This window comes from Clostridium sp. AM22-11AC (genome assembly GCF_003473545.1).
Lineage (GTDB): Bacteria > Bacillota > Clostridia > Lachnospirales > Lachnospiraceae > Enterocloster.
The window spans coordinates 354,401-371,440 of sequence record NZ_QUCM01000001.1 but is presented as its reverse complement, the minus strand read 5'-3'; the positions used below and the strand labels follow the sequence as shown (position 1 = coordinate 371,440).

Genomic DNA, 17,040 nt, shown 5'->3' with positions numbered 1-17,040 from the left:
TGAATTAATGTGTGTTCGTTATTTTTAATTAACATTTTTCATATCTCATACAAAAAATGAAGATGATCATTTGAAACACAGATATAAAGGCATTTCGAAAGGAAAATCCCCGGCATTTTCCAGGAAAAACAGCAGAAAATGTAAGCGTTTACAAAATTTATGTAAGTATTTACAATTTTGTATTTGAAAAGTAGAAAAAGTGTGGTATACTGCAATTCAGAGAGGACATTTCCGGGGTTTCGGAAAGGAAATGGTTTCCGGAAAATTCCGGAAGAGTCCAGAAAGCGAAACAGGAAACAATATCAGGGAATGATCCGCATAGGAAAGGAGAATATTAAATTATGGCACTTCTGAATTATGATGTATTAAAGAAATCCGGTTACGATGGCTATATCCTGGAGGATGCTCCGGTGAAGGTTTTACAGTTTGGTGAGGGAAACTTCCTTCGCGCATTCGTAGATTACTGGTTTGACCTTGCAAACGAGAAAGCCGGATGGAACGGCAAATGCTGCCTGGTACAGCCAATCGCACCAGGTCTTTCAAAGATGATCAATGAGCAGGAAGGTCTGTACACTCTGTACCTGCGTGGAAGCGAAAACGGCAAGAAGGTAGATGACAAGCGTGTGATCTCCAGCGTTGCTAACTGCTTAAATCCATATGAGAAAGCTGATTACGATAAGATGATGGAAGTTGCTGCAAGCGACGATCTGCAGATCATCGTTTCCAACACAACTGAGGCTGGTATCCAGTATGATCCATCCTGTAAGAAGGATGACTGCCCACCGGCAAGCTTCCCGGGAAAGCTGACCCAGGTTCTGTATCATCGTTTCCAGGCTGGTAAGCCAGGAATTATCATGCTGGCTTGCGAGCTGATCGACAACAACGGTAAAGAACTGTTAAAGTGCGTAAACCAGTACATTGATCAGTGGGAACTGGGCGCTGACTTCAAGAAGTATGTAAATGAAGACTGCATTTTCTGTGGTTCCTTAGTAGACCGTATCGTTCCAGGACGTATCCGTGACGCAGAAGAAGTTAAGGCTCTGGATGCAAAGAACGGCTACGAAGATCCTCTGACCGACGTTGGTGAAGTATTCGGCGTTTGGGTAATCGAAGGCGATGAGAAGTTAAATGACGTACTGCCATTTAAGAAGGCTGGTCTGTTAGACAAGGTATTCGTTACTCCGGATATGAGCCCATACAAGAAGAGAAAAGTTCGTATCTTAAACGGCGCTCATACAGGTTTCGTTCTGGGTGCTTACCTGGCTGGCGAGAACATTGTTCGTGACTGCATGAACGATGAGACCATCAAGGGCTTCATGAACAAGATGCTTTACGATGAAGTTATCCCAACCCTGCCACTGGACAAGAACGATCTGTTAAACTTTGCAGCAGCTGTATCTGATCGTTTCAACAACCCATTTGTAAACCATGAACTGATGAGCATTTCCTTAAACTCCACCTCTAAGTGGAAAGCAAGAAATATGCCTTCCTTCCTGGAATACATCAAGGAAAAAGGTGCTCTGCCAGAGTGCCTGACCATGTCACTGGCTGCATACATCGCATTCTACAGCAATGATATCCAGTCTCTTACAGATGCAGGTCTGGTTTGCAAGCGTCCGGCTGGCAACGAGTACACTGTAAGTGATGACCGTTGGGTACTGGAATTCTACAACGATCACAAGGATGCTTCTGCAGAAGAACTGGTACACGCAGTTCTGACCAATGAAAAGATGTGGGATCAGGATCTGACCCAGATCGAAGGTCTGGAAGCTAAGGTTGCAGCTGACCTGAAGCTGATCCGTGAAAAAGGCGCTAAGGCTGCATATGCTAGCTGCCTGTAAAATGGAAGAATATAGGTCTTATTTGATATAAAATCTATACATTATTTAAGAAATGAAGGGGCTGTCCGAAAATGGGCAGCCCTTTTTGTAAGGATTTCAGAATACTATTTTATTATTCCGGTTTTTGCGTATTCCCCCAGTTTTTTTCTCAGCACCATATCCTGTGGATCTAAGAACTGCCGCACTTTATCATAGAGCACTTCATCTGGTTTTAACGCCGCCCGGTACTGGGCGGGAGTGCGCTGGAAGGTGGAACGGAAACGGGCAGTGAGAGTCTTTAGATCAGGAAAGCCATTTTTTAATGCAATGTCCGTCAGGTTATCCCTGGTGTAGGTCAGGTCATTTAAGGCATGCTGAAATCTTACTCTTGTAAGATATTCGTGGAAATTGATACCTACCATTTGTTTAAATAGAGTTGAAACATAGGTCCGGTTGTACTGGGCGTAGTCTGCCAGATCCTCCAGGGATAATTTTTCTGCATAATGTTCCTCTACATAACTGAGGAGAAGATGGATCGTAGCGCGTCGTTTGTCTTCTTCAGAGATCAGATTGATCTGTTGGGGATCAAATTCTGTAAAAAGTGTGATAAGGAGCAGCTCCAGGTTTGCTTTTGCACTTAACTGGGCATAGGTACCGCCACATTCTAGTGACTGCCAGATCTGGCTGGCATAAAAGCGGATGCGGCAGAAACGTTCTTCGTAACGGTTGTTTTCATTGGAAAGACAGGAGGGAAACTGGTAAATATATCCCTTTTTAACTAAAAGTTTTAATGCATTTGACGGAAAATGCAGGACCAGAGCCCGGGTGTCAGGCTGCTGGCGCATGGAGGCGTGGCCGTTGCCTGGTGCTGTCAGGATAAGGTCATCTTCAAAAAGAGAGTGTGTTTCTGTACCACGGCAGTATTCCTGGTTGCCTTTAAGAACGATGCTCAGCTCATATTCATCCGGGTGCCAGTGATAACGGTAATTCATAATGCTGTGTGCAAAGCAGCGCAGGTGGATATTTTCACGGGGCAGATCCATTTCATAATAAGTTTCTTCCATAGGGGCTCCTTTTTATTCTCTAAAATTTTATTTTTCAAAATCCAAACATTTTCCCTGTTGTAAAATTTAGAAAAGATACGATCCAGATTTTAAACCTGATTTCAGAATACTGTTTAATGTGGCCTGTGTCAACGATTGTTTTTCCTTAAATACAAAAGAAAAACCTTGGAAACTGGCAGAATGCACAAGAATCAGGACAAAAAAATGACGAAATAAACAGGGGAAATATTTGGATTTTTTACGGTAAAAGACAGTAGGGACTGAGGGCAGAAGAGGAAAATGGAAAACAGAGTGCAGTAAAAAGCTGCGAATATTCACAGCGACAAAAAATTCACATTCTGTTAGGATGAGCATAACAACAATGAGCCCCGGCCCGGGCAGCTAAAAGCTTATGGAGTTTTCAGACTATAATTTAATAATGATGTAATAATGGAAGGGAAAAGAATATGAATACTCAAATGATGATCTGTATGGTGATCTTTGCAGCTACTCTGGTCAGCTATATGATGAATAAGATACCAATGTGGCTAACAGCAATGCTCTCTCTGACTGCACTGTATTTTACAGGCTGCATTGATGCAACTGGCGCACTGGCTGGTTTTTCAAATGCTAATACGCTGCTTATGGCAACTATGTTTATAGTAGCGGCAGGTTTCCGCCGCACATCTCTGGTAGATGGAATGTGTGATGCTATTATGAAATTGACAAGAGGAAGTTTTCTCACAGCCTATTTTGGATATATCCTGATTGCTGTATTACTGACTAACTTTATTGCCAGTCCGATGGTTGTATATGCGATCGTAAGTCCCCTGCTGGCAGCTCTTTGTGACAACACTGGTCACAGCCGTACCCAGTACATGTTCCCGGTTATGGTTGTATGTGTGGCATGCTGCGGCATCCTGCCGCTATCTACTGCTATCCAGCAGGCAGGACAGTTTACCGGATTTATGGAAACCTACGGATTTACTGATATGAGTATCCGTGCTGTAGATTTTACCATTGGTACCTGGCCGATCCTTATTATTGTTCCTCTCTGGGCATTATTTATTGGACCGAAATTCACACCTAAAACACCGGTAGTTCCTATTGAAGCCCTGGAAAAGAGAAATGCTGGAAAACAGGAGCAGAAACTCAGTCCGGTTGTAGACAAGATCGGAATCGCAATTTTCTTTGGTACGATCTTATGCCTCATTTTCTCCAGCCAGTTACATCTTGCTACATGGTCTGTTGCATTGACCGGAAGCCTTCTTATGGTATTATTTGGTGTTGTAGACCAGAAAGCTGCGCTGCGCGACATTCCGTGGGATATGCTGATGTTGTTTGTAGGCGCACTGGCTCTGGGAACAGCACTGACAAATACCGGTGCAGGCGATATGATCGGAAATACCCTTGCATCAGCTGTTGGTGGAACACATAACAATTATGTTCTTGGCGCACTGTTTTTCCTGATCCCGTTTGTACTTACTCAGTTTATGCTGAACCGTTCTGTATCTGCAGTATTTGTTCCAATCTGTCTGCTTACAAGTTCTGCGCTGGGCGCAAACCCTGTTGGACTGGTACTGTTAGTTAATGCAGGTTCCCTGACTGCATTTTTAACACCTATGGCAACTCCGGCTGTTCCTATGTGTATGGCAGATGGAGGTTATGACTTAAGGGCAATTTTTAAGAGCGGTGCCTTGATCACATTGATCCTGCCATTTATTTATATCTTTTATACTATGACCGTATTTCCGGCATTTTAAAGAGAAGAAGGAGTGGATATGGCTATGACCCAGGAAGAAAAAATCGAAATTGCGGATATGGTACGCAGCCGTGATCGGTTTGGTCCGGTAAGCGAAGAAGAACTTGCAGCGCTGCCGGGAAAAGAAACAGAACTTTGGATCCGCACAAAAAACGGAAAAACGGTGCATGTTTTTGAAGAACGTCCAGAAAATTTACCAGAACAGGCTGCACTGCTGTTAAATTTTCATGGCGGTGGATTTCTGAAAGGCCGTACAGACCGGGACCGCAGGTATTGCTGCTGGGCCATGGAACAACTAAATTGCCTGGTATGGGATATTGACTACAGCCTTGCACCGGAAAATCCATTTCCTTTTGCGGCAGAGGAAGCTTATGAGATCGTAAGTTATGCATTTGAACATAGTACAGAACTTGGAATTGACCAGGAAAAGATCATTCTTGCCGGACATAGTGCAGGAGGGAATTTAGTAGCATCTGTTCTGATCAAAAATGAGGAGACGAAAGAACTGCATCCTTGTTGTGCATTAATGGAATATTTCCCTACAGATAATACCGTAGATCCAGTAGAAAGATTGTCAGAAGAACTGAAGAAAGATCCATTTTGGGTAAAACGTGCGGAGACAGAAAAAATGTACACTGATTTTTATGTAGGAGATGCAGATCCATCAGATCCTTTGTGTTCACCTGCATTTGCCAAAGATCAGGCATTGGCCGCGTTTCCAGACTGTCTGATCATATCAGCCGGGGAAGACAGCCTCAGAGATGATACAGAAGCATTTGGAATGCGTCTGGCAAAAGCCGGAGTCTGTGTGACAATGCAGCGGATCACAGAGGCTATGCATGGATTTACTACAAACCGGACACCTGGCTGGGAACGGGCACTGGATCGTCAGTACAAATTTTTTCAGGAGCATTTAAGATAGAACAAATGTCAAAAGAAAAGATATTATATGAGGAGTAAGACAATGAAGATTACAGATGTAAAGCTGCGTTTTGCAAAGCATTACCTGTTTGTACAGATATATACTGATGCCGGGATCACAGGTCTTGGCGAGGCTGGTAACTGGGGGTATTTACGGGCCACAGCAGCAGCCATTGAAAAGTTTGCAGATTACCTGATCGGAAAAGATCCGTTCCGTATTGAGGATTTTAACCAGAATTTCCTGCGTTCCGTGTATTTCCGCGGTTCTGTTATTATGAGCGCTATTTCTGCTATTGATATTGCACTGTGGGATATTAAGGGTAAGGCACTTGGAGTTCCAGTTTATGAGCTTTTAGGCGGAAAGACCCGCGAAAAAGTCCGCGTTTATGCATCTGTTATGCATCTCACAGAAGATAACAATGAGCTTGCAAAGCAGTATCAGCAGTTGCAGGAAATGGGCTTTACAGCTGCAAAAATCTTCTGCAACGGTCCGGTCAGCGCACCAGATGGAAAAGGGGAATTTTATTCCAGCCGTATTGAACGTGAAGTAGAAAAGGTACGTGTCTGCCGTGAAGCAGTTGGAAATGATTTTGACTTTGTACTGGAAGTGCATCGTGGCATGACTCTGCCGGAGGCAGTTGCATTTGGACGTGCAGTAGAGCCTTACCGTCCTATGATCTTAGAAGATCCGGTTCCGCCGGATAATGTAGATACCATGGCAGAGGTTGCATCCAAAGTGGGCGTTCCCATTGCCACTGGAGAGCGCTTTATCGACCTGCGTGAATTTGAGGTATTAATGGCACGTCACGCCTGCCAGTATGTCCGCCCGGATGTATGTGCAGTAGGCGGTATCACTACCAGCAAGAAGATCTGCGCGCTGGCAGAGGCTCATGACGTCCTTGTGATCCCCCACAATCCACTGGGACCTGTATCCACAGCAGCATGCCTGCAGATCTGTGCCTCCATTCCAAATCTTGGCATCCAGGAACTGCCTGGTTTCTGCTTAAACGGTGCAGAAGATAAGATGGTAAAAGAACCGCTGCGCTTTGAAAATGGATGCATGCTGATCCCGGAAGCACCTGGTATTGGTGTGGAACTGGCAGATGATGCAGAAGAACTGTATCCGGCCAATGAGCGTGGCAGCAATGCAGCCCGCAGGGCCTTTGACGGGTCTGTAAAAGACTGGTGATAACATAATATGATACCAGGGTCAAAAGGTCAGAAATCCGACGCAAGCTTGCTTGCAGTAGGATTTTTGAACTTGGGACCCGCCAAAACATGAGTAAGAAGCCATTTTTTGAAGAAAAATGAGCGGATTACGAATGTTTTTAGGATTGCGGGAGTGCAATGCACGTAGCAATCCGGTATCAGAGGGGACAAATACGGCTGCAATGGGAATAATTCTCGTTGCAGCCTGTTTTAATAAAGTTCATTTACAGATCTGGTCTGCTACTGCCTGTGCAAACACAGCGCTGGCAAGATACAGAACGGAGTCGTCAATGCAGAAACGGCCATTATGGTGTGGATATTCCTTTCCATCATCAGAAGGAATGGAATTATACAGAAACGCATAACAGCCAGGCACTTCTGTAAAGAAGTAGGAAGAGTCCTCTCCACCCATGGAAGAATGATCCAGTTCCAGGATATCCTCTGCCGGGAAGACTTTTTTTGCTGCTGTAATGAAATCGGCAGTCACAGTTGGGTCATTGATCACCGGAGGGCAGCCGGACGGAACTTTCATTTCAGCAGTTGCGCCGTACATGGCAGCACACTGTTTACTGATCTCTTCCATACGTTTTAACAGGTGGCTGCGCACTTCAAGACTCTGGGTACGAAGACCGCCTACAATAGTGGCAGAATTTGGGATAATGTTATAAGCTCCATTTCCGGCAGTAATACCGGTGACTGTTAATACAGCAGGTACATTATAGGTGGATTCTCTGGATACCAGTCCCTGAAGGCTGTTTATTATTTCAGCTGCGATCAAAATAGGATTGATGGCCAGAAACGGGGTGGAAGCATGTCCGCCTTTTCCGTGAATATGGATCTCAATACAGTCGCTGGAAGCAAAAACAGCGCCGGTTTTCCAGAAAAGCTGCCCGGATTTTGTGCCGTGTTGAAGGGTCCGGATGGAAGCAGCTGCTTTCTGTCTGGACTTTTTTTTATATTGTGTTATATAATGGACAAAGTGACATTTTGTCCGGCGGTACATCTGTGTTGGCAGAAGCCGGGTGCAGTTTTATGCAAAAGAGGTAATATTTTATGTATCACGATCTAACAAAGGGGAACATTTCCCGTTCCCTTCTTTTATTTGCTCTGCCTATGATGGCAGGAAATCTGCTCCAGCAGTTTTACAACATTGCAGACACTTTGATCGTAGGCCGGGTGCTGGGAAGAGATGCGTTGGCGGCAGTTGGTTCTGCTTATACACTGATGACTTTTCTTACGTCTATCTTTCTGGGCTTAAGTTTAGGTTCCGGGGCGCTGTTTTCTATTTACAAGGGCAGAGGGGATGAAAAAACATTAAAATCCTCTGTATTTCATGCCTTTGTGCTGATCATGGCAGTAACAGTAGTCTTAAATATCCTGGTCTATCTGGGACTGGATGGCATTCTGGCATTTTTAAAGGTGCCGGAAGAGGTATGGCAGGGAATGCGCCAGTATCTGTTGATCATCTTTGCAGGCCTGATCGCAACATCCCTTTATAACTTCTTTGCCTGTCTGCTGCGGGCAATGGGAAATTCTACGGTGCCGCTGGTGTTTTTGGCAGTTTCTACGGTTATTAACATTGTACTGGATCTGCTGTTTGTGGCCGTGTGGTCTATGGGGATCGGCGGTGCGGCACTGGCTACCATTATCGCACAGTACATTTCGGGACTTGGTATCACGGTTTTCGCCCTTCGCTGCTGTCCGCAGGTGATCCCCAAAAAGAGTGAGCTTAAATGGAATGGCGGCATTTTAAAAGAGATCGTCAACCTGTCTTCTATGACCTGTATCCAGCAGTCGGTAATGAATTTCGGCATCCTTATGGTCCAGGGACTGGTAAACAGCTTTGGCCCGGTAGTCATGGCAGCTTTTGCGGCAGCGGTGAAGATTGACTCCTTTGCCTATCTGCCGGTTCAGGATTTTGGTAATGCTTATTCTACCTTTATTGCACAGAATTATGGAGCAGGAAACAGAGAACGTATTAAAAAGGGCACAAAACAGGCTTTTGCACTGAGTATTCTGTTCTGTATCTTTATCTCTGCCCTGGTATTTATCTTTGCAGGACAGTTAATGGGCATTTTCGTAAGCAAGGCAGAAACAGAGGTTATTGCCTGTGGTATTAAATATCTGCGGGTAGAAGGTGCATTTTACTGGGGAATTGGCTGTCTGTTCCTGTTCTACGGTTATTACCGTGCTGTAAAGCGGGCGGGAATGTCCGTAGTCCTTACGGTTATTTCTTTAGGAATGCGTGTACTTTTAGCTTATGTGTTGTCTGCGAAAGTAGGAGAAGTAGGTATCTGGGCGGCGATCCCCATCGGTTGGGTACTGGCAGATATTACAGGACTGGTTTGTATGTTAAGATCGAAACTTTAAGACATGTTGAAAAGGCAAAGTCCAGGTGGTTTGGAATAACGGAGGCATGGTTGTTTGGATAAAAATGAGGACAGAACGATCAAAAACAAGGTCAGAGAAAAGATACAGGGAGTGTCCATGCTCCCTTTTGGACTGATCGCCGGTTTTGCCGGTGAAAAAGAAATTCGTATCATAGAGCTTGCGGAAAACGGTTTTACCTTCCGCACAGCAGAAAAAATAGCAGACCCGGAATTATTTCGAGTCTGCTTTTATCATTATCCGAAACTGGAGTATGAGCAGGTAGAACTGCATTCTTATACACTGGAATGCAGCGGAGAATATGAATTTTATTATGAGTATACTCTATATCTGGATCATATAAAAAATAAAGATATTATGTGGGACAGTCATTTTATAGATGATAATGATAGTGCAGAATTTATAGAATACCGCAAACAGGTACAGTATCTTTTAGGGTGGTATGACCGGTATATCCGGATGAAGTTACTGGGAGACAGTGAAGAACTGGCAAGTTTTATGACAGCGTACCCGGAAGGCGGGGATGTGGTCACTGCCAGGGACTTTGAAGAGCAGAAAAAAGCCTGGTTTTTCAGAGAGACGAAAGAAATTCACAGGGATGAAAAAGAAGTAGAAGCAGAAAAAGCAAAGAAAACAGTACAGGATGCAAAACAGAAATTGAAAACTGGATTGGAGGTTGGCTCAGAAAGTCCGGTATCTGAGTATACATTGGAGTTGGATAATCCCTGGCTTTACGAGGAATATTTATCCAAGGATCTTACAACCTTCATGGAAAATTACTGGAAGCGAAATTACCTGTCCGGGCACTGGCTTTCCGATCACTTTCCACAGCGTCTTTACATCGGAAATTCCTTCTGCCACCTGCTTTTTCCAAAGGAAGACCAGTTGTTTCAGCTTCTTGAAAAAGCCAGAAAAGAGAGCTTGCAGGTAACTTTGACATTCTCTTATATCCGTGAATTTATGTTAGAAAACACAGGTCAGCTGATAGAAAAGCTGGAAAATTGGTGCGAAGAAAATAAGGTTATTTTGGAGATACAGGTCAATGACTGGGCTATGGCAGAAATGTTAAAGGGGAAATCTTTGCTTGTTCCGGCACTTGGCATTTTATTAAATAAGCGGCGGAAAGATCCGAGGCTGCATTATAAAACAGGGACCATGGAACAGATCGGGGCAGATGCAGATAAATATCTGTCAGAAAATAATTTAAATGCTGATTTTTACAGGGAATATCTGAAGAAAGAATACGGCATTGTAAGGTATGAGTGGGAAAGCTGCGGCTATGATATGACTCTGCCTCCAGGAAAAAACAGCCTGCATCTTCCTTTTTACCAGACCAATACCTCCCAGTACTGCACATTGTATGCAAAGTGTATGACAGGAGAGCGGGGAAAGCAGAAGCTGGCAGAGGAATGTCCGAAGTTTTGTAAAGACTATGCATTTTTGTATCCGGATCATTTGATAATGATTGGCAGATATAATTCGTTATTTGCACTGGACAGTCGTATTTTTGAGGATGGTTCTGGTTCAGGAACAGGAACTGAAATAGGAACGAAAATAAAAACAGAAAAAATACTGAAAGAATGGAAAAAAGCGGGTGTGGACCGTCTGGTAGTGAACCTGCTGGATTCAGGTGTTAAAAGATAAAAAAATAAGAGTACATGATCAGAAAAGGAGGGAAAAGTACAGATGAAGATCGTAGCCGGACTTGGTTCTATAGATGAATATATCCCCTATGTAAAAGCCGGGGCAGACGAATTTTTCTGTGGCTACGTCCCTTATTCATGGACGGAAAAATATGGGACACTTCTGCCTCTTAACCGCAGGGAAGTCCTTTGTTCCAATGTACAGTTAGGCGCGTTCAGTGAACTGGAAATACTGGCTTCTATGGTAAAAAAATACGAAAAACCAGTCCACCTAACCTTTAACTCTTTATACTACATTCCAGAACAATACCTGGAAATTGCTAATATCATTCTACAGTGTATGTCTATCGGCTTTCAAAGCTTTATCATCGCAGATCCGGCGCTGCTTTTATATCTGCGCCAGCAGAGGATAGATTGTGATATTCACCTGAGTGGTGAAACAGCAGAGGTCAACAGCGAAATGCTAAAGACTTTTGAAAAACGGAACCTGAAGCGTCTGATCTTTCACAGAAAAAACAGTATAGAAGATATGGGATCCATTATCAGCAAAGCAGGACAGACCACAGAATTTGAAGCCTTTGCACTAAATGAAATGTGTCAGTTTACCGGTGCATTCTGCAATTCTCTCCACTGCGATGAAATGTGCCATCTTTGTCTGGTTCCCTATGAATTGGGGCGGATCAGAGAATGTGTATCAGCAGAAAACAGATTGAAAACAAGCCCATTGCCAGTGAAACTCCAGGAAAATGAAATGAAAAACATTGGATCAGCAGAAAATGTGGATGAACCGGAAGATGACAGCTATCTTTGTGGACAGACTGGCTGTGGTCTCTGCGCTTTATACAGTCTGAAAAAAGCAGGCATTACCCATTTAAAATTAGTGGGGCGAGGAAATTATATTGACTACATGGAACGTGACATTAGAAATCTTCGAAAGGCACTGGAAATATTAAAAGATGTCCTAGATATGGAAAAAACTGGAAACATTCCAGCCGGATTAAAAGCGGAAGAAACATATATCTCTCAAATGAAAAAGGAACTGTTTGGTTCAGCTGGAAAATGTAGTGGAATGTGTTATTATATGAATGTGCTATCCTTTTGCAAAAACAACAGAAGTGGTGAACATATAAAACGGAGGAAATAATCATGCGCTATGCTTATGTAGGATGCCGGACAACGAAAGAGAGAAATGCCCGGGGAGAAGGTCTTAAAACTTATGAAATCCAGCCAGATGGCAGCTGGAAATGCCTGCAGTGTCTGGAAACAGAGCCAAACCCGTCTTTTCAGACTCTGGATGGCGAAGGAAAATATCTTTACAGTGTTCATGGGGATATTACGAAGGTTTCCAGTTACCGTATTTTAAAAGATCATACATTAGAGCATATAAATACCATTGATATTGGCGGCAGAAATCCTGTGGATATAACAGTGGACCGCAACAATAAACATGTAATCGTTGCCACTTTACAGGGAGGTACCATTTACACCATTGACCGGAAGAATGACGGTTCCCTGGGAGAAGTGATCGCAGAATTTACCTATGAGGGCAAGGAACCGGGAAAGGTATCAACCATTCATCAGTGTCTTTGGGATAAAAAGAAGAACTTTTTATTTGCCTGTGCCCAGAGCCGTGTAAATGGTTATGGACAGATGCGGGCCTTACGTTATGATCATGAGACCGGACAGTTTACTCAGACGGCTCAGTTTTTATCCAGAACATGGGATGAGCCCCGTCACGCAGCAGTGCACCCAAATAACCTCTGGGTGTATATGTGTGAGGAGAAGGGAAATAAAGTTCTTTTCTTCCGTTTTGATGATGAAAATGGTACCTTTGAGGCGTTGCAGGAGCTGACCACTGTGCCGGAAACAGTGACTGGATATTCCGATGCCAGCGAGGTCATGGTTGACCCTTCAGGCAAATTTGTTCTTGTATCCAACCGTTATACAGACAGTATTGCAGTCTACCGTATCGACCCGCTGACCGGTTATATGCGAAACGTAGGATTTTACCCATGCCTGGGAAAAACTCCACGGTTCTTCTGTTTTGGAGACAATGGAAAGTGCTACGTTGCAAATGAGGACAGTGATACCATTATAGAATTTGATTTTGACAATATGACCGGGGCACTGATCCCAACATTGAATATTGTGCATACCGGCAGCCCGGTGTGTATTCTGTTTGCAGATTAAACAAAAACTCCCCCTGTATCTTTGACGTACAGAGGGAGTTTTTACACTTTTACGGACGTAATTTGTATTACATCAGTTTTTTACCATCAGTAAAGGCATTTCCTACAACATCACCTAAAACAACGTACTTGTTGTTAAATGGGTCAAAGGTGATCGGCTGTGCTTTTGCGATGTCTACATTTCCGTTTTCATCTAATACTTTCTCATCAACACTGACATTGACGATCTCACCTACCAGACGGCAGGTTTTGGCATCATAGCTTTTCAGTCTGCATTCTACAGTAACTGCCAGCTCTTCAATAAGAGGAGCATCAACAAACTCCGATTTTACAGCATGGAAACCGGCTTTTTCAAATTTATCAGGTACTTTGTTTGCAGAAACAATGCCTACGTAGTCGCAGGCTGTCATATGAGGCGCATCTGCCATGCTTACAGTAAAGGCTTTGCGGGCTAAAAGGTTCTTTGTGGTTTTGTGGCCTTCGCTGATGCACATGGAAAGTTCATTTCCTTCACTGATGCCGCCCCAAGCTGCGTTCATCACATCTGGAGTGCCGTTTTCATCGTAAGTTGCGATCATAAATACTGGCTGTGGATAGGTGTATGGTTTTGCTCCAAAATTCTTTCTCATGATAAATTCTCCTTATTATGATAGTGTAGTAGATTTTAAAATAGTTCCAAATTCGTTTATTCCCAGGTAAGTTTTCCTGTCTTTACTGCTTCCTCATAGCGGGAGATCTTGAAATCCAGCCGCTTGATGGTGCTTTCAATCTGTGCTTTCTGCTCTAATAAGGTTTCCATCTGCTCCTTTAAAAGAAGCATTCTGGCTTCGATGGTGGAATCTCCCTGCTGGCACAGTTTTACATATTCGATCATGGCTTCTACAGGAAGTCCGGCGCCACGCATACACAGGGCCAGTTCTACCCAGCCAAGATCAGACTCGCCGAATCGCGGATGCCTCCGGCAGTCCGGGTCACAGGCGGGATCATTCCCACACGCTCGTAGTAGCGCAGTGTATCACTGGAAATATTGTATTTCTGGCTTACTTCTTTGATGGTCACGGTTTCACACTCCTTTTTCATAAAAGTATAGTTTTCTGGTCTGAAAACATTATACAACCTGGAGCTGACTCTAAGTCAAGATATACAGGCAAAGTGGAATGTTAATTGCCGCAAAGCAGAGGCAAAATTACTTCTTGGGCTGATACCGTATATCAGATACTGTATATACAGTGATAAATGCATGTGGGTCTTCACGATTGATATAATTCATCAGTTTCTGGTACTCCGATTTGTCTACAATAGTAATGATCTCATTGCGCTTTTCCATATTGTAGGCGCCGATCGACTCATAGATCGTAGCGCCGCTGTGCAGGTCATTAATGATAAAATGGCGCAGCTCTTCTTCTTTTTTTGTGATAATGCAGACCCGGCGCTTTACATTATGGTTAAAGATAAAATGATCCAGGATAATACCGTTAAAATAAGTTCCCAGAATACTTAAAACAACGGTTTTCTTGTCGTATACCAAAGCCGCTGAAAGAGCAACGCACATGCCGGATAAGGACATGGCTTTTCCAAGATCCATATGGAGATATTTGTTCATGATCTTGGCAACGATATCCAGACCACCGGAAGAAGCATTTCGGTTAAACAGGATGCTTAAACCGATACTGACTGTTAAAACATAGCATAAAACATCCAGTTCCTGACTGTCAGTTAAGGAGCCGATGTTCGGGAAGATTCTTTCAAAAAGGGCCAGGAAAAGGGGAAGTACAATACTGGTGTATACGGTTTTAGCCCCGAATTCTTTTCCGCAGGTAAAAAATCCGATGATCAGTAAAAGTATATTTAAGATCATGGTGATGGCTGAAAGGGGCAGAGGGACAAAGTTAGATAAGATAATACCAAGACCGGAGATACTGCTTACGGAAGCATGGCTTGGTAAAAGAAAGAAGTACACAGCTCCGGCTACGATGGCCATAGCTGCTGTAAGGACCAGAGTTTCTTTGATCAGTTCTGTAACATGGTTGTTTGAATGGTTCATGACACACCTCTGTGGGATTATAGTTGGTTACAGTTAAACCAGGAAGTGTAACTGTATCTGCAACATTCATTTTACCATAGCTTGATTGTTTTAGAAAGCGGGGATATACTTTTAGCAAAAAGACCTCTCAGATATGATCCGTATTTGGAATGAAGTAGTAGAAGATGGTGTGGCATTTCCACAGGAAGAATTTCTTACAGAAGACAGAAACAAAGTAAAATAAAGAAGATTACCCCACTTTCCAGAGAGCTTTATAAAATATTATTCCTCATTCAATTTCCAGTCTGAAAGAAGCTTTAATTCGATTTTTGTTCCGTTTGGAAGTGAGAACCAGTGGTCGTTAATAGGGGTAACAGGATATGCTTTGATTTTTTTCATGATTTCAGGAACAGAGTCTACAGCAAGGGAAATATGGTCGTAGCCGTTTTCAGCAGAAACAGATATTTCTGTTGCTTCGCATAACTGGATCCCTTCTTTGAACCAGCATTTGCGTCCTGGTTTTTCACCAATCTCCCTCCACATATGCATATTAAAAACATCCTTAAAAAACGTTTGTGCTTCCTCGTAATGAACTGTGCGGATAGCAGCATGATCGAGCTTGGTCATAAAAATGTCCTTTCTGGCTTCTTTTTCTTGGAAAAGGCCATAAAATGTATGATTAAGTATGGATATGATTATACAGCAATACTCTGGATGTGAAAATAGTTTTTTTTAAATAAGACATATAAGTTTTTTTAATGGGGCATGTAAGAAGAAGGCAGGATATACTTAGCAAAATCATCAGTGTGTTTGATAGGTTATTGCACTGTCTGCAAGAGAATCTTTGCACAAAGTTAAGGGAAAAGATAGGTTTGACGGGAAGAAATCTGATATACTGAAAATACAAGGAAGGCAGCGTGGTAAAAAATCAGATTATTTTTTGAAATGAAAAAAGATTCCGGGAGAACATTAGACATGGAAGGAGGAAAATTATGAGGAAGTATTGGCGTGGTATTGCAATTGCCGGAGTAGTGGCAGTCATTTCAGGGTGTGGAGCCGCAAGCGGTTCTAAAAACAGCATCAATAACGGGTATATCATGGAGACAGCAGCCGCTGCCATGGATGTGGAGAATGAGAAGGGGGAGATGTCCGGGGAAGGGGCATCAGCTTTTGTGGATACAGCAGCGGGCACAGCATCAGGAACAGAGAATATGGCAACAGTAGAAACAGGCCGAAAGCTGATCAGAACTGCCAGCATGGACGTTGAGACTGAGCAGTTTGAGCAGTTGATGACAGCTTTGAAAACACAGATCAGGCAGTTCGGCGGATATATTGAAAATGAAAATGTTTCTGGCAATCAATTAGACTGGCAGGGCAATCCTATGATGCGCTGGGCTGATCTGACCGTACGTGTGCCCAAGGACCGGTTGGATGAATTCTTAAATGGTGTGGAGTCAGCAGGAAACGTAGTTAGAAGGTCAGAAAGCACCAAGGATGTGACACTGCAGTACAGTGACATCGAGAGCCGCAAAAAGACATTAAAGATTGAACAGGACCGTTTGTGGGTACTGCTTGAAAAGGCAGACTCCATGGATAGCATCATCGCATTAGAAGAGCGGCTGTCAGATATCCGTTATGAACTGGAATCTTACGAATCCCAGCTGCGTCTCTATGACAACCAGATCGAGTACAGTCAGGTGACGTTAAATATTAACGAAGTGAAGCGGTATACCGAGGCTGTTCCGGAATCTGCTGGAGAGCAGATTTTAAAGGGATTGTCAGATAATGGAAGGCGGTTGGCAGAAGGAGTGAAAAACTTTGGAATCTGTGTGATCATTACCAGCCCGTTCTGGATAACAGCAGCAGTGATCGGGTGCCTGGTGTGGAAGCTCCGGAAAACTTTCAGGAGCCGGAAATCTGGAAAAATAAGAATCGGCAGAAAGAAGGATACAGAGGTATCTCAGGTTAAACTGCAGGATTATGATCATATGCAGGGAGGAGAAAAAGACAACCCGGCACCGGATCAGCGGAAACAGTAGTTA

General features: G+C 43.5%; 14 protein-coding genes and 1 pseudogene. 9 read left to right on the top strand and 6 right to left on the bottom strand.

Features of this window, described 5'->3' with window-relative positions; genetic code table 11:
• The first annotated feature begins 341 nt into the window (after window positions 1-341).
• On the top strand, window positions 342-1,841 hold the full coding sequence (locus DW251_RS01785; protein WP_021869226.1) for a tagaturonate reductase: 1,500 nt from the start codon (window positions 342-344) through the stop codon (window positions 1,839-1,841).
• Between the two features lie 104 nt (window positions 1,842-1,945).
• Here DW251_RS01785 and DW251_RS01780 read toward each other — a convergent pair whose 3' ends face one another.
• On the bottom strand, window positions 1,946-2,884 hold the full coding sequence (locus tag DW251_RS01780) for a helix-turn-helix domain-containing protein (protein ID WP_118300033.1): 939 nt from the start codon (window positions 2,882-2,884) through the stop codon (window positions 1,946-1,948).
• Between the two features lie 446 nt (window positions 2,885-3,330).
• Between DW251_RS01780 and DW251_RS01775 the strand changes: the two genes are divergently transcribed.
• Genes DW251_RS01775 through DW251_RS01765 form a run of 3 tightly spaced genes read left to right on the top strand, consistent with a single transcriptional unit; the run spans window position 3,331 to window position 6,735 of the window.
• Window positions 3,331-4,626 carry an SLC13 family permease gene (locus DW251_RS01775; RefSeq protein WP_243034840.1) on the top strand — a complete coding sequence of 432 codons (1,296 nt, stop codon included), beginning with the start codon at window positions 3,331-3,333 and terminating at the stop codon, window positions 4,624-4,626.
• Window positions 4,627-4,644: 18 nt separating this feature from the next.
• Window positions 4,645-5,547 carry an alpha/beta hydrolase gene (locus DW251_RS01770; protein WP_021869224.1) on the top strand — a complete coding sequence of 301 codons (903 nt, stop codon included), beginning with the start codon at window positions 4,645-4,647 and terminating at the stop codon, window positions 5,545-5,547.
• 42 nt (window positions 5,548-5,589) lie between these two features.
• Window positions 5,590-6,735 (top strand): mandelate racemase/muconate lactonizing enzyme family protein, encoded by a 1,146-nt coding sequence (locus tag DW251_RS01765; protein WP_118300032.1) that lies wholly within the window; start codon window positions 5,590-5,592, stop codon window positions 6,733-6,735.
• Between the two features lie 240 nt (window positions 6,736-6,975).
• Here DW251_RS01765 and DW251_RS01760 read toward each other — a convergent pair whose 3' ends face one another.
• Window positions 6,976-7,758 (bottom strand): M20/M25/M40 family metallo-hydrolase, encoded by a 783-nt coding sequence (locus DW251_RS01760; protein WP_118300031.1) that lies wholly within the window; start codon window positions 7,756-7,758, stop codon window positions 6,976-6,978.
• A gap of 50 nt (window positions 7,759-7,808) precedes the next feature.
• On the opposite strand from DW251_RS01760, the gene DW251_RS01755 reads away from it, so the two are divergent.
• The 4 genes from DW251_RS01755 to DW251_RS01740 are packed head-to-tail and all read left to right on the top strand — an operon-like array spanning window position 7,809 to window position 12,976.
• Window positions 7,809-9,125: an MATE family efflux transporter gene (locus DW251_RS01755; protein WP_021869221.1), complete on the top strand. Its 1,317-nt coding sequence runs from the start codon at window positions 7,809-7,811 to the stop codon at window positions 9,123-9,125.
• A 54-nt stretch (window positions 9,126-9,179) separates the two neighbouring features.
• A complete protein-coding gene (locus tag DW251_RS01750) occupies window positions 9,180-10,787 on the top strand; it encodes a hypothetical protein (RefSeq protein ID WP_118300030.1) in 1,608 nt (535 codons plus the stop codon).
• Window positions 10,788-10,829: 42 nt separating this feature from the next.
• Window positions 10,830-11,930, top strand: coding sequence for a U32 family peptidase (locus DW251_RS01745; protein ID WP_021869219.1), 1,101 nt, complete (start codon window positions 10,830-10,832; stop codon window positions 11,928-11,930).
• 2 nt (window positions 11,931-11,932) lie between these two features.
• Window positions 11,933-12,976 (top strand): beta-propeller fold lactonase family protein, encoded by a 1,044-nt coding sequence (locus DW251_RS01740; RefSeq protein ID WP_021869218.1) that lies wholly within the window; start codon window positions 11,933-11,935, stop codon window positions 12,974-12,976.
• 67 nt (window positions 12,977-13,043) lie between these two features.
• On the opposite strand, the gene DW251_RS01735 is transcribed toward DW251_RS01740, so the two are convergent.
• The 4 genes and pseudogenes from DW251_RS01735 to DW251_RS01715 all read right to left on the bottom strand — a co-directional run bounded on the left by DW251_RS01735 (window position 13,044) and on the right by DW251_RS01715 (window position 15,625).
• Window positions 13,044-13,604, bottom strand: coding sequence for a flavin reductase family protein (locus tag DW251_RS01735; protein WP_021869217.1), 561 nt, complete (start codon window positions 13,602-13,604; stop codon window positions 13,044-13,046).
• A 56-nt stretch (window positions 13,605-13,660) separates the two neighbouring features.
• Window positions 13,661-14,034 (bottom strand): annotated as a pseudogene (locus tag DW251_RS01730) (MerR family transcriptional regulator).
• Window positions 14,035-14,161: 127 nt separating this feature from the next.
• Window positions 14,162-15,019: a YitT family protein gene (locus DW251_RS01725; protein WP_021869214.1), complete on the bottom strand. Its 858-nt coding sequence runs from the start codon at window positions 15,017-15,019 to the stop codon at window positions 14,162-14,164.
• A gap of 261 nt (window positions 15,020-15,280) precedes the next feature.
• Window positions 15,281-15,625: a VOC family protein gene (locus tag DW251_RS01715; protein ID WP_021869213.1), complete on the bottom strand. Its 345-nt coding sequence runs from the start codon at window positions 15,623-15,625 to the stop codon at window positions 15,281-15,283.
• A 365-nt stretch (window positions 15,626-15,990) separates the two neighbouring features.
• On the opposite strand from DW251_RS01715, the gene DW251_RS01710 reads away from it, so the two are divergent.
• Window positions 15,991-17,037, top strand: coding sequence for a DUF4349 domain-containing protein (locus tag DW251_RS01710; protein WP_021869212.1), 1,047 nt, complete (start codon window positions 15,991-15,993; stop codon window positions 17,035-17,037).
• Window positions 17,038-17,040 lie beyond the last annotated feature (3 nt).

Coding starts and splice junctions, on each gene's coding strand:
- DW251_RS01765 (WP_118300032.1), top strand. CDS start 5,590: ATGAAGATTACAGATGTAAAGCTGCGTTTTGCAAAGCATTACCTGTTT.
- DW251_RS01755 (WP_021869221.1), top strand. CDS start 7,809: ATGTATCACGATCTAACAAAGGGGAACATTTCCCGTTCCCTTCTTTTA.
- DW251_RS01740 (WP_021869218.1), top strand. CDS start 11,933: ATGCGCTATGCTTATGTAGGATGCCGGACAACGAAAGAGAGAAATGCC.
- DW251_RS01715 (WP_021869213.1), bottom strand. CDS start 15,625: ATGACCAAGCTCGATCATGCTGCTATCCGCACAGTTCATTACGAGGAA.
- DW251_RS01710 (WP_021869212.1), top strand. CDS start 15,991: ATGAGGAAGTATTGGCGTGGTATTGCAATTGCCGGAGTAGTGGCAGTC.
- DW251_RS01785 (WP_021869226.1), top strand. CDS start 342: ATGGCACTTCTGAATTATGATGTATTAAAGAAATCCGGTTACGATGGC.
- DW251_RS01735 (WP_021869217.1), bottom strand. CDS start 13,604: ATGAGAAAGAATTTTGGAGCAAAACCATACACCTATCCACAGCCAGTA.
- DW251_RS01780 (WP_118300033.1), bottom strand. CDS start 2,884: ATGGAAGAAACTTATTATGAAATGGATCTGCCCCGTGAAAATATCCAC.
- DW251_RS01725 (WP_021869214.1), bottom strand. CDS start 15,019: ATGAACCATTCAAACAACCATGTTACAGAACTGATCAAAGAAACTCTG.
- DW251_RS01775 (WP_243034840.1), top strand. CDS start 3,331: ATGAATACTCAAATGATGATCTGTATGGTGATCTTTGCAGCTACTCTG.
- DW251_RS01745 (WP_021869219.1), top strand. CDS start 10,830: ATGAAGATCGTAGCCGGACTTGGTTCTATAGATGAATATATCCCCTAT.
- DW251_RS01760 (WP_118300031.1), bottom strand. CDS start 7,758: ATGTACCGCCGGACAAAATGTCACTTTGTCCATTATATAACACAATAT.
- DW251_RS01770 (WP_021869224.1), top strand. CDS start 4,645: ATGGCTATGACCCAGGAAGAAAAAATCGAAATTGCGGATATGGTACGC.